This is a genomic window from Klebsiella sp. 54 (genome assembly GCF_018223875.1).
GTDB classification, from domain to species: domain Bacteria; phylum Pseudomonadota; class Gammaproteobacteria; order Enterobacterales; family Enterobacteriaceae; genus Klebsiella; species Klebsiella quasipneumoniae.
The window spans coordinates 402,111-414,084 of record NZ_JAGRRA010000002.1 but is presented as its reverse complement, the minus strand read 5'-3'; the positions used below and the strand labels follow the sequence as shown (position 1 = coordinate 414,084).

Annotated in this window: 11 protein-coding genes; 7 read left to right on the top strand and 4 right to left on the bottom strand. The window is 59.9% G+C overall.

The genetic code is table 11. The annotated features are described in order from the left end of the window. Positions 1–19: 19 nt before the first annotated feature. The gene (locus tag KHQ24_RS03650) at positions 20–817 is read left to right on the top strand and encodes an SDR family oxidoreductase (protein WP_002893589.1); all 798 of its coding nucleotides are present in this window, start codon (positions 20–22) and stop codon (positions 815–817) included. An 88-nt stretch (positions 818–905) separates the two neighbouring features. Beyond that, positions 906–1,691 carry an SDR family oxidoreductase gene (locus tag KHQ24_RS03645; RefSeq protein ID WP_023319932.1) on the top strand — a complete coding sequence of 262 codons (786 nt, stop codon included), beginning with the start codon at positions 906–908 and terminating at the stop codon, positions 1,689–1,691. A gap of 52 nt (positions 1,692–1,743) precedes the next feature. Here the strand turns inward: KHQ24_RS03645 and KHQ24_RS03640 are convergent, their stop codons facing one another. After that, positions 1,744–2,349, bottom strand: a complete 606-nt coding sequence (locus KHQ24_RS03640; RefSeq protein WP_023319931.1) for a glutathione S-transferase family protein — start codon at positions 2,347–2,349, stop codon at positions 1,744–1,746. A gap of 254 nt (positions 2,350–2,603) precedes the next feature. Between KHQ24_RS03640 and KHQ24_RS03635 the strand changes: the two genes are divergently transcribed. After that, positions 2,604–3,497, top strand: coding sequence for a LysR substrate-binding domain-containing protein (locus KHQ24_RS03635; RefSeq protein WP_211777125.1), 894 nt, complete (start codon positions 2,604–2,606; stop codon positions 3,495–3,497). Here the strand turns inward: KHQ24_RS03635 and KHQ24_RS24535 are convergent. Then, on the bottom strand, positions 3,494–4,750 hold the full coding sequence (locus KHQ24_RS24535) for a mechanosensitive ion channel family protein (RefSeq protein ID WP_049116389.1): 1,257 nt from the start codon (positions 4,748–4,750) through the stop codon (positions 3,494–3,496). The genes KHQ24_RS03635 and KHQ24_RS24535 overlap by 4 nt on opposite strands. Before the next feature lie 225 nt (positions 4,751–4,975). On the opposite strand from KHQ24_RS24535, the gene ivy reads away from it, so the two are divergent. Continuing rightward, a complete protein-coding gene (gene ivy, locus KHQ24_RS03625; protein ID WP_017899040.1) occupies positions 4,976–5,422 on the top strand; it encodes an Ivy family C-type lysozyme inhibitor in 447 nt (148 codons plus the stop codon). A 45-nt stretch (positions 5,423–5,467) separates the two neighbouring features. Here ivy and betT read toward each other — a convergent pair whose 3' ends face one another. Further along, positions 5,468–7,501 carry a choline BCCT transporter BetT gene (gene betT / locus KHQ24_RS03620; protein WP_004885674.1) on the bottom strand — a complete coding sequence of 678 codons (2,034 nt, stop codon included), beginning with the start codon at positions 7,499–7,501 and terminating at the stop codon, positions 5,468–5,470. 128 nt (positions 7,502–7,629) lie between these two features. Here betT and betI point away from each other — a divergent pair, with 128 nt between their 5' ends. Genes betI through betA form a run of 3 tightly spaced genes read left to right on the top strand, consistent with a single transcriptional unit; the run spans position 7,630 to position 11,381 of the window. Further along, complete coding sequence (betI, locus tag KHQ24_RS03615; RefSeq protein ID WP_017899038.1) at positions 7,630–8,217, top strand: transcriptional regulator BetI; 588 nt, start codon at positions 7,630–7,632, stop codon at positions 8,215–8,217. 13 nt (positions 8,218–8,230) lie between these two features. Beyond that, positions 8,231–9,703, top strand: a complete 1,473-nt coding sequence (betB, locus tag KHQ24_RS03610) for a betaine-aldehyde dehydrogenase (protein WP_004885669.1) — start codon at positions 8,231–8,233, stop codon at positions 9,701–9,703. A 13-nt stretch (positions 9,704–9,716) separates the two neighbouring features. Continuing rightward, the gene (gene betA / locus KHQ24_RS03605) at positions 9,717–11,381 is read left to right on the top strand and encodes a choline dehydrogenase (protein ID WP_017899036.1); all 1,665 of its coding nucleotides are present in this window, start codon (positions 9,717–9,719) and stop codon (positions 11,379–11,381) included. 63 nt (positions 11,382–11,444) lie between these two features. Here betA and KHQ24_RS03600 read toward each other — a convergent pair whose 3' ends face one another. After that, positions 11,445–11,801, bottom strand: a complete 357-nt coding sequence (locus KHQ24_RS03600; protein ID WP_017899035.1) for a hypothetical protein — start codon at positions 11,799–11,801, stop codon at positions 11,445–11,447. Positions 11,802–11,974: the final 173 nt, after the last annotated feature.

Below are 11,974 nucleotides of genomic sequence, written 5' to 3'. Positions count from 1 at the left end.
CAGCGAAAGGGAACAACATATGCAACGAGATTTCCAGAACAAAACGGTGGTGATCACCGGCGCCTGCCGCGGCATCGGCGCAGGTATTGCGGAGCGCTTCGCCCGCGACGGCGCGAATCTGGTGATGGTCTCCAACGCCGAGCGCGTTCACGAGACCGCCGAAACCCTGCGTCAGCGCTATCAGGCGGATATTTTATCGCTGCAGGTCGATGTCACCGATGAAGCCCAGGTTCAGGGGCTATATGAGCAGGCCGCCGCCCGCTTCGGCACCATTGACGTCTCGATTCAGAACGCCGGGGTGATCACCATCGATTACTACGACCGGATGCCAAAAGCCGATTTCGAAAAAGTGCTGGCGGTCAACACCACCGGCGTCTGGCTGTGCTGCCGCGAGGCGGCCAAATATATGGTGAAACAGAATCACGGCAGCCTGATCAACACCTCATCCGGTCAGGGGCGCCAGGGCTTTATCTATACCCCGCACTATGCCGCCAGCAAGATGGGCGTGATCGGCATTACCCAAAGCCTGGCTCATGAGCTGGCGCCGTGGAATATCACCGTCAACGCCTTCTGCCCGGGCATTATTGAAAGCGAAATGTGGGATTACAACGACCGCGTGTGGGGCGAAATTCTCAGCACCGAGCAGAAGCGCTACGGCAAAGGCGAGCTGATGGCGGAGTGGGTCGAGGGCATTCCGATGAAGCGCGCCGGCAAGCCGGAAGACGTCGCCGGGCTGGTGGCGTTTCTCGCCTCCGACGACGCCCGCTATCTCACCGGACAGACCATTAACATCGATGGCGGTTTGATTATGTCCTGAGCACGGTAGCCCGGTTAAGGCGCGGCGCGCCGCCAACCGGGAAGCCTGGCTCCCGATGTTCGACACTATATTGAAGAGAATAATCATTATGATCGGTAAAGACTTTGCACAACAGCTGTTTAGCCTGCGGGATCGCGTCGCCTTTGTCACCGGCGCCGGCAGCGGCATTGGCCAGACCATCGCCTGCAGTCTCGCCAGCGCCGGCGCGCGGGTGGTCTGTTTTGATCTTCGCGACGACGGTGGGCTGGCGGAAACGGTCAGTCATATTGAATCCATTGGTGGCCAGGCCTGCGCCTACACCGGCGATGTCCGCCAGCTGGCCGACCTGCGCGCCGCCGTCGCGTTGGCCAAAAGCCGCTTTGGCCGCCTCGACATCGCCGTCAACGCCGCCGGGATCGCCAACGCCAATCCGGCGCTGGAGATGGAGAGCGAGCAATGGCAGCGGGTGATCGATATCAATCTCACCGGGGTGTGGAATTCCTGCAAAGCGGAAGCGGAGCTGATGCTGGAATCCGGCGGCGGGTCGATTATCAACATCGCCTCGATGTCGGGGATTATCGTTAACCGCGGCCTCGACCAGGCGCATTACAACTGCTCCAAAGCCGGCGTGATCCATCTGTCGAAAAGCCTGGCGATGGAGTGGGTGGGCAAAGGGATCCGCGTCAATTCCATCAGCCCGGGATATACCGCCACGCCGATGAATACCCGTCCGGAGATGGTGCACCAAACCCGCGAGTTTGAAAGCCAGACGCCGATGCAGCGGATGGCGAAGGTGGAAGAGATGGCCGGCCCGGCGCTGTTCCTCGCCAGCGACGCCGCCTCGTTCTGCACCGGCGTAGACCTGGTGGTCGACGGCGGGTTTGTCTGCTGGTGATCCTTTCCTGCTTCAGGGCGCCACGCTGCGGCGCCCCTCTCCATCCCCGCCGTTAAGCCAGAGGATACTGTTGAAACGCCGGCAGCGCCTCCCCCTTCTGCGCCAGCGCGCGAATATGCGCAAACTCCGCTGCCGGCACCACCGCCGGGATCATCAACTGGATAAAGGACCAGACCACCGTGCTGGTGACCATCACCTGGTCCGGATGCGCGGCGACAGCGCGGTCTGCCAGCCGGGCGTCCCATTCCCGACAGGCGGCGAGCAGCTGGCCGGTCACCCGGGCTATCCACGGCTGATGCTGCTTCTCTTCCGGCCGCAGACGGTGCTCATAAACATGCTGGACCGCTTTTTCACTGGCGGCGAGGATCACCCCCAGCAGGTGCAGGTCGTGGGCCAGCGCCTCGGGATGAGCGGGAAGCAGCCGACGCCCGGCGGGGTTGGCCGTTTCGAAATAATGGAGGATCAGCGTGGAGTCCATCAGCTGCGTCCCGTTATCAAGAATCACCGTCGGCGCCTTGACCACCGGATTAATACGGGAGAATTCGTCAAAGCCGCTAAAGACCGATAGAGGCAGGCTCTCAAATTCCACGCCATAGAGCGCCAGAGAAACCGCCACGCGTCTTACATAAGGTGAATCCATCATACCAATGAGTTTCATCGTCACTCCTGCCTGCGATAAAGGGGTTGCTGGCTTACCTTACTGCAAAACCCGCCCCGCGAATATCAGGGGATGCTTACCGCAATGGTTAGGAAAACTAACAAACTGGCGCCACGGGGTAGTTCGCCTGTCTCCCCTGTGCTATACCGACTGAGACAGCCTGCATCCCCTCGACAGCCTGTTCACGGCGGCTATAAAACCCGCTAACCCGGTAGTAACGTTAACGTATCGACTCCTTGACCAGAGAGATCACCATGGCAGATTTTCCCCCTGTCGCCAGCCTGCGCAGCTTTGAGGCGGTGGCGCGCCTCGGCAGCGTGACGCAGGCCGCCCACGAAATGAGCGTGACCCATTCGGCGGTCAGCCAGCACATCAAACAGCTGGAAGCCCTGGTCGGCGTCTCACTGTTTGTCCGCCACGGCCGCGGGGTGCGCATCACGGAAGAGGGGCGGCTCTATGCCCTGCAAATCCGCGAGGCGTTACAGCACATCGCCGACGCCACGCGGATGGTGCAGATCAAACCCCGCACCATGGAACTGACCCTGGCGACCCTCCCCTCCTTTGGCTGCCACTGGCTGCTGCCGCGGCTGGCGCGCTTTCAGGCGCGACATCCGCAGATCGCGGTGCGCCTGCTGACCAGCCTGGCGGTAGTCAACCTGCAGCAGGAGGGTATCGATCTGGCCATTCGCATGGGGCAAGGCGACTGGGAGGGGATGGAAAGCCGGCATCTGTTTGCCGATGAACAGCTGGTGGTGGCCGCGCCGCACTATCGCGGCGGCGACCTGCCGACCACCCCGCAGGCGATCGCCGCCAGCGATATCGTTTTTTCCATGGAGTCGTGGCACCCCTGGTGCAGCCAGGCGGGGCTGGAAAAGACCATCGTCCCCGCGGGCCTGCGCCTGAACGACTCCAACCTGGTGCTGGAGGCGGTTCGCCTGGGGGCCGGCGTGGCGCTGGAGCGGCGCTCGCTGGTGGCGGGAGCCATAGCCCGCGGCGAGCTGGTGCAGCTCACCGCCGTCACCGTCCCCTACCCCTGGCACTACTGGCTGACCGTCTCCCCGCAGGCGGAGAACCGGCCGGAAATCGCCCGGTTCATCGCCTGGCTGGAAGAGGAGATCGCCCTCTGGCGCCAGCAGATCAGCGCTTAGCCTTCGGCCGACGGCGGCAGGCCAGCCCGGGCGGCGTGCTCCTGGGAGAGACGCCAGAAATCGTGCCCGGCGGGATACTGATAGAGGCGCAGGGAGAACTGCCCGGCCACCGCGGTAATGTACTCAAATATCGCCGACTGGGTGTTTTCGTAGTCTTTCCACAGCGTCGAGGAGGTGAAGCAGTAAATCTCCAGTGGGATACCCGACGGCGACGGTTTCAGCGTTCTCGCCACAATGTACATCTCCTTAATAATATCCGGCCGCTCGGCAAGATAGTGCATCAGGTAGTGGCGAAACAGAGTCAGGTTGGTCAGGCCGTTATCGACAAACCAGCGGTCCGCCACGCCGCCGGGATCCCGGCCGTCAAGCAACGTGGTCAAAGGCTCATTCACCCCGCGGATGGCCAGCATCGAGGAGAGCATCTCCTGGTCGAGAAAACGCACCGAGTGCTGATCGATGGCGATACTGCGCATGATCCGCCGCGCCCCGGAGGAGAACATCGCCTGCCAGTTGGTATAGGTCTCGGTGAGGAAATTCTTGGTGGGAATACGGGAGATGGTATTGTCCCAGTTGCGGATGGTAATGGTGTGCAGCGCGATATCCGTCACCTCGCCGCTGAGGTTCTTGTCAGGCATTTCAATCCAGTCCCCCAGCTGGAGCACGTCGTTGGACGACAGCTGAACGTTCGCCACCAGCGACAGCAGGGTATGCTGGAACACGATCATCAGCACCGCCGCCACCGCCCCCAAACTGGAGATAATAATAATCGGCGATTTATTCGACATCACGGCGAGGATCATAATCGCCGCCAGGATGTGAACTAAGATTTTGCCTATCTGGATATAGCCCTTAATGGAATGATTTTTACGTTTGGTTTTTCGCAGATAAGAGCTGTTAACAATATCCAGCATCTCGTTGAAAAACACCGACATAAAAATAAAAAACAAGATCCCGCAGACGGTATTAATCGCCGTCACCAGCGATGCCGGCATCGCCGGCATAAACTGGAGAACGTAATAGACGATAATAACCGGAATGAAATTGGACAGCTTTTCGGCGATGCGTCGATCCTTCTCCAGCGGCACGTCCTGTTTATGGCTACCAAAGAAGACCTTACGCACCACTTTAATCAGCAAGAACTTGCATAAAAGGTGGGCAAATATGCCGGAGAACAGTAGCAGAATAAGGTTAAATCCCACCGCCAGCGCCGGATTACTCTCAATAAACGTCAGTAGATGATTCACATACGCCATGCTTTATCGCCTGAATAACTATGCCATTTCGCTAACTGCTTTATCACAAGGGCATATATTGGAAAAAGTTAATCAATCCGCATCATGGCATATCGCTTAGCGTAACGTCCATGCGCGCACCGCCGCTAATCCTTCACGGGATATATGTCAAAGTTTGCATTAATCATTATCTACGCTCACTATAAAGAGGCTTGTTATCAGGACGGAATAAGTCCAGGAGGAAACATGTTTAAAACGCTTACCGCTATTATCGCCTTAGCCGCCTCCGCCAGCGTTATGGCGCAAGGCGACGTCACGCTGAACAGTCTGGCCCACGATAGCGCCACCCGGGCGTCGTTTAACCAGATGGTCAAAGGCCATCAGCTGCCCGCCTGGGTGACCACCGGCGGCACCGGTTCGCCGGCGCAGACGGTGAAGCTGGGCAGCGAATCCTGGCAGGTGTTAAGCGCCTGCAAACCCCACGACTGCGGCCACGAGCGTATCGCGGTGATCTGGTCGGAGAAAAGCAAACAGATGTCAGGCGTTTACTCGGTGGTCGATGAAAAAACCGACCAGGAGAAGCTGACCTGGCTTAACGTCAGCGACGCCCTGTCCATCGATGGCAAAACCGTGCTGTTTGCCGCCCTCAGCGGTAGCCTCGACAACCATCCGGACGCCTTTAACTACCAGTAACCGCCCGTCGCCCCCGTCAGTCTTTCGCCGACGGGGGCTCCCTGGCTAGCCATCCGGGAACATCACGCTGTTCCCCGGCGCTTCCCTGTGCAAATGGATAAAGTTCAGGTGCCGCTCGTACTGGTCGAGAATATCGGTGATCACCTGCTCTTTGCTGTAGTCCATCAGGTCGTTACCCTGGCTGCCCTCCAGCAGGAAGGTCTCCAGCCGGTAATAGGTGGATTTCCCGCTGCGCGCCCGATAGGTAAAGCCCGGCACCGAGTACTGCTGCGGCCAGATCTTGTAGATAAAGTTCTGCTCGTCGCCCATGTGCACCAGCAGGTCGAGGTGGCCAAGGTTCTCGCCCTCTTCCGGCGGCAGGCTCTTCAGTTCCACCGCGGCGCCGCGCAGCCGCAGCTCCTGGGCCACTTCCTCCATCGCCGGGTAGCACACCGTCTCCATCATCTGTTTGGTATAGCGTGTGCCCGGGTAATTCATCAGCCGCGACAGGCGCTTCTTCCAGCTCAGCCGGTCCTGCAGGCCCATCGGGCGCGGGGCGGTGTCGCGGCTGGCGCTGACCCGACGGTAATCTTCCACTTTCAGGGATTTATACAGTCCGGCCATCACGAAGAAAATCACAAAGCTGAACGGCAGCCCCATGATCACCGTGGTGTTCTGCAGCGCCGAGATGCCGTTGGTCATCAGCATCCCGAGGGTTAGCAGGCCGATAGCTACCGACCAGAAGATGCGCAGCCAGTTCGGGGCGTCGCTGTTAATGTCCTTCAGCTTCGAGGTGAAATTCCCCAGCACCAGCGCGCCGGAGTCGGCGGAGGTGACGTAGAACAGCAGGCCGGTAATGGTCGCCACCGAGGCGCTAAAGGTAAACGCCGGATACTGCGCCAGCAGGCTGTAGAAGCCGCGCTCCGGGTGGAGCATCGCCTCCTCGGCAAAGGCCGCGTCGCCGTGGATGATCTCATACAGCGCGCTGTTGCCGAACACCGACAGCCACAGCAGGGTAAAGGTGAACGGAATGATCAGGGTGCCCATCACAAACTGGCGGATGGTGCGCCCACGCGAAATGCGCGCCAGGAACAGGCCAACGAACGGCGACCAGGCCACCCACCACGCCCAGAAAAAGAGCGTCCAGTTGTTCATCCACTCTACCGGGCGGTCGAAGGCGAAGCTGTTCAACGTCATGCCCATAAAGCGGTTGACGTAGTCGCCGACGTTGAGCACTAACGCATTGAGCAGGAAGGAGGTATCGCCCATGAACAGCACGAACAGGATCAGCCCCAGCGCGAGGGCGACGTTCAGTTCAGAGAGCACGCGGATGCCCTTGTCCACCCCGGAGGTGACCGAGATGGTGGCGATGATCACCGACAGCGCAATCAGGGCCGCTTTCGCCGCCAGCGAGTCCGGAATATCGAACAGCACGCTCAGACCGTAGTTGAGCTGCACCACGCCAATGCCGAGGGTAGTGGCGATGCCGAAGATGGTGCCGATCACCGCCGCGATATCGACGCTGTGGCCGATGGGCCCATTGATCCGTTTGCCGAAAATCGGGTACAGCGCCGAGCGGATGGTCAGCGGCAAATTATAACGATAGCTAAAGTATCCCAGCGCCATGCCCATCAGGGCATACATCGACCAGCCGGTTAAGCCATAGTGAAACAGGGTCCACACCATCGCCTGGCGCGCCGCCTCGATGGTCTGCCCCGCCCCTTCCGGCGGCTGCATATATTGCGTCACCGGCTCGGCCACGGAGAAGAACATCAGGTCGATGCCGATCCCGGCGGCGAACAGCATCGCCGCCCAGCTCAGCAAGCTGAACTCGGGCTTGGACTGCTCCGGCCCGAGCTTCACCGATCCGAAGCGCGAGCAGGCAATGCAGACGACGAAGACGATATACAGCGTCGCCGCCAGCAGATAGTACCAGCCGAAGGTTTTCGACACCCAGCCCAGGGTGCGTCCAATCCACTCGGCAGAAAAATCGCGAAAAAAGATCGTCATCAGGGAAAACAACAAAATCAGTCCGGCAGAGGTGTAAAAAACCACCGGATTGATTTTGTCCTTTTCTCTGTTTTGCGAAAGATCTGTCATCCAGTATCCCCACTGTTTTTGTAACTATTAAAATTCAATCACGTAACAATTAAGACACATTTTATATTGAACGTCCAATCAAAAACCGCTTTAATAGTTAACCAACGCTGATGAATGGAGTGGCAAAAATGCCCAAACTGGGGATGCAGCCAATCCGGCGCAGGCAACTGATCGACGCCACGCTGGACGCAATAAATGAAGTCGGAATGCACGACGCGACCATCGCGCAGATCGCCCGGCGGGCGGGCGTGTCGACGGGGATCATCAGTCACTATTTCAAAGACAAAAATGGTCTGCTGGAGGCGACCATGCGCGACATCACCAGCCAGCTACGCGACGCGGTGCTCAACCGTCTGCACGCTCTGCCGGACGGCAGCGCCGGAGAGCGCCTGCAGGCGATAGTCGGCGGCAACTTTGATGAGACGCAGATCAGCAGCGCGGCGATGAAGGCCTGGCTGGCCTTCTGGGCTAGCAGCATGCACCAGCCGATGCTCTACCGCCTGCAGCAGGTGAGCAGCCGCCGCCTGCTGTCGAACCTGGTGTACGAGTTCCGCCGGGAGCTGCCGCGCCAGCAGGCCCAGGAGGCCGGCTACGGGCTGGCGGCGCTGATAGACGGCCTGTGGCTGCGCGCCGCCCTGAGCGGCAAACCGCTGGATAAGACGCTGGCGCAGTCGCTGACCAGCCACTTCATCAGCCAGCATTTACCGACCGAATAACCGAGGAGAATTTATGTCCCGAATGGCAGAACAGCAGCTTTATATCCATGGTGGTTATACATCCGCCACCAGCGGTCGCACCTTCGAGACCATTAACCCGGCCAACGGTGAAGTCCTGGCAAGCGTACAGGCTGCCGGACGCGAGGATGTCGACCGCGCCGTCGAGAGCGCGCGGCGTGGGCAAAAAATCTGGGCGGCGATGACCGCCATGGAACGCTCGCGCATCCTGCGTCGCGCCGTCGATATCCTGCGCGAACGGAACGACGAGCTGGCAAAGCTGGAAACCCTCGACACCGGTAAAGCGTATTCCGAAACCTCAACCGTGGATATCGTCACCGGCGCGGACGTGCTGGAGTATTACGCGGGGCTGATCCCGGCGCTGGAAGGCAGTCAGATCCCCCTGCGCGAGACGTCGTTCGTCTACACCCGCCGCGAACCGCTGGGTGTGGTGGCCGGGATTGGCGCATGGAACTACCCGATCCAGATCGCTCTGTGGAAATCCGCCCCGGCGCTGGCGGCGGGCAATGCGATGATCTTCAAGCCGAGCGAAGTGACCCCGCTCACCGCCCTGAAACTTGCCGAAATCTATACCGAAGCGGGTCTGCCGGACGGCGTGTTTAACGTCCTGCCGGGTGTGGGCGCGGAGACCGGCCAGTACCTGACCGAGCATCCGGGTATCGCTAAAGTCTCCTTTACCGGCGGCGTCGCCAGCGGCAAAAAGGTGATGGCCAACGCGGCGGGCTCGTCTCTGAAAGAGGTGACGATGGAGCTGGGCGGCAAATCGCCGCTGATTATTTTCGACGATGCGGATCTCGATCTCGCCGCCGACATCGCCATGATGGCCAACTTCTTCAGCTCCGGACAGGTGTGCACCAACGGCACCCGGGTGTTCGTCCCCGCGAAGGTTAAGGCGGCGTTTGAGCAGAAAATCGTTGAGCGCGTGGGCCGCATCCGTGCAGGCGATCTGTTCGATGAACGCACCAACTTTGGCCCGCTGGTCAGCTTCCCGCACCGTGACAATGTGCTGCGCTACATCGCCAAAGGCAAAGCAGAAGGCGCGAACCTGCTGTGCGGCGGCGACGTGCTGAAGGGCGAAGGCTTTGACAACGGCGCGTGGGTGGCCCCGACCGTGTTTACCGACTGCAGCGATGAGATGACCATCGTGCGCGAGGAGATCTTCGGCCCGGTGATGTCCATCCTCACCTATGACACCGATGAAGAAGCGATCCGCCGCGCCAACGATACCGACTACGGTCTGGCGGCGGGTATAGTCACGGCCGACCTGAACCGCGCCCACAGCGCCATTCATCAGCTCGAAGCGGGTATCTGCTGGATCAACACCTGGGGGGAATCCCCGGCGGAGATGCCGGTCGGCGGCTATAAGCACTCCGGCATTGGCCGCGAGAACGGCGTGATGACCCTGCAGAGTTACACCCAGGTGAAGTCCATCCAGGTTGAGATGGGTAAATTCCAGTCCATATTTTAACCGGGAGGTTTTTTTGCAATTTGACTACATCATTATTGGCGCCGGCTCCGCCGGCAACGTTCTGGCGACACGACTGACTGAAGATCCAAACACCACCGTCCTGCTGCTGGAAGCCGGCGGCCCGGACTACCGGTTCGATTTCCGCACCCAGATGCCCGCCGCGCTGGCTTATCCGCTGCAGGGCAAGCGCTACAACTGGGCCTACGAGACCGAACCTGAGCCGTACATGAACAATCGCCGCATGGAGTGCGGACGCGGCAAAGGGCTCGGCGGCTCGTCGCTGATCAACGGCATGTGCTACATACGCGGCAACGCCCTGGACCTCGATAACTGGGCCGCCGCGCCAGGGCTGGAACACTGGAGCTATCTCGACTGCCTGCCCTACTACCGGAAAGCGGAAACCCGTGATATCGGGCCCAACGACTACCACGGTGGCGATGGCCCGGTGAGCGTCACCACGCCGAAGCCGGGCAATAATCCGCTCTTCGAGGCGATGGTTGAAGCCGGGGTGCAGGCGGGTTATCCGCGCACCGACGATCTTAACGGTTACCAACAGGAAGGCTTTGGTCCGATGGACCGCACCGTGACGCCGCAGGGCCGTCGCGCCAGCACCGCCCGCGGCTATCTCGACCAGGCGCGCGGTCGCCCCAACCTGACCATCCGCACCCATGCGCTGACCGATCACATTATTTTTGCCGGCAAGCGCGCGGTGGGCGTCGAGTGGCTGGAGGGGGAAAGCACTATCCCGTCAAAAGCGACGGCCAACAAAGAGGTACTGCTGTGCGCCGGGGCGATTGCCTCGCCGCAGATCCTGCAGCGCTCCGGCGTCGGCAACCCCGAGCTGCTCAGGCAGTTCGATATCCCGGTGGTGCACGATCTGCCCGGCGTGGGGGAAAACCTGCAGGACCATCTGGAGATGTATCTGCAATATGAATGCAAAGAGCCGGTTTCGCTCTACCCGGCGCTGCAGTGGTGGAACCAGCCGAAGATCGGCGCCGAGTGGCTGTTCGGCGGCACCGGGATCGGTGCCAGCAACCAGTTCGAAGCGGGCGGTTTTATCCGCAGCCGCGCCGAGTTCGCCTGGCCGAACATTCAGTACCACTTCCTGCCGGTAGCGATTAACTACAATGGCTCCAACGCGGTAAAAGAGCATGGCTTCCAGTGCCACGTCGGTTCGATGCGTTCTCCGAGCCGCGGCCACGTGCGCCTGAAGTCGCGCGACCCGCACGCCCACCCGGCGATCCTGTTTAACTATATGTCCCATGAGCAGGACTGGCAGGAGTTCCGCGACGCCATTCGCATCACCCGGGAGATCATGAACCAGCCGGCGCTGGATAAGTATCGCGGCCGCGAAATCAGCCCGGGTATTGACTGCCAGAGCGATGCCGAGCTGGATGAGTTTGTGCGCAACCACGCCGAGACCGCATTCCACCCATGCGGGACCTGTAAGATGGGTTACGACGAGATGGCGGTGGTCGACGGCGAAGGCCGGGTCCACGGTCTGGAAGGCGTGCGGGTGATCGATGCGTCGATTATGCCGCAGATCATCACCGGCAACCTGAACGCCACCACCATTATGATCGGCGAGAAGATGGCTGACGCCATTCGCGGCCGCCAGCCGCTGCCGCGCAGCACCGCGGCGTATTATGTCGCTGGCGACGCGCCGGTTCGCCGCTAACCGTTTAGGCCACGCTTGTCCTTTCCCGTGCGGAAAGGACACTCCTCACCTTTCCAGCATCCCTTAGCGATCAAGGCACGGCTGAATAATGCTATCGATAGCAGCATTCACCTGTTTTGCACCGGATATCAGGGTGATACTTATCGCCCTCGCCCCAGCCACCTGATACATATCGATCTGGGCGACTCGTGTGCCGTGCTGCGAAATATCAAAGAAGTTTGGCGCATTCTGCTCGGGGATGATGCGCTCAACCTCATAGCCTTGCGGCTTCAGGGCGCTGCGTATGCAGTCATAGCGCCAGTGCAGCCCCAGCCGATCGGGTACCGAATAAGTCTGATAGATGGTTTTGTCGCCGAAGGGGTGAATGACTCCGCAGGCCACCAGCAGAACGGCAATGACTATCAAGCCAAAAATTCTCATTATATTTCCATAACATAAAGACGCACCCGACATGAGCGCTGACGCTTTGCGCAGCGGAATTTACGCTGCCAGCGCTAAAAATTCAACTTTTTGTTGATAATTAAACATTGTGCGTATAACTTAATCCTGTCAGCGAATCTCCCATGGTAAAATAGCGTTCCGGGGTCGCTTCC

Coding starts and splice junctions, on each gene's coding strand:
- KHQ24_RS03650 (WP_002893589.1), top strand. CDS start 20: ATGCAACGAGATTTCCAGAACAAAACGGTGGTGATCACCGGCGCCTGC.
- KHQ24_RS03645 (WP_023319932.1), top strand. CDS start 906: ATGATCGGTAAAGACTTTGCACAACAGCTGTTTAGCCTGCGGGATCGC.
- KHQ24_RS03640 (WP_023319931.1), bottom strand. CDS start 2,349: ATGAAACTCATTGGTATGATGGATTCACCTTATGTAAGACGCGTGGCG.
- KHQ24_RS03635 (WP_211777125.1), top strand. CDS start 2,604: ATGGCAGATTTTCCCCCTGTCGCCAGCCTGCGCAGCTTTGAGGCGGTG.
- KHQ24_RS24535 (WP_049116389.1), bottom strand. CDS start 4,750: ATGGCGTATGTGAATCATCTACTGACGTTTATTGAGAGTAATCCGGCG.
- ivy (WP_017899040.1), top strand. CDS start 4,976: ATGTTTAAAACGCTTACCGCTATTATCGCCTTAGCCGCCTCCGCCAGC.
- betT (WP_004885674.1), bottom strand. CDS start 7,501: ATGACAGATCTTTCGCAAAACAGAGAAAAGGACAAAATCAATCCGGTG.
- betI (WP_017899038.1), top strand. CDS start 7,630: ATGCCCAAACTGGGGATGCAGCCAATCCGGCGCAGGCAACTGATCGAC.
- betB (WP_004885669.1), top strand. CDS start 8,231: ATGTCCCGAATGGCAGAACAGCAGCTTTATATCCATGGTGGTTATACA.
- KHQ24_RS03600 (WP_017899035.1), bottom strand. CDS start 11,801: ATGAGAATTTTTGGCTTGATAGTCATTGCCGTTCTGCTGGTGGCCTGC.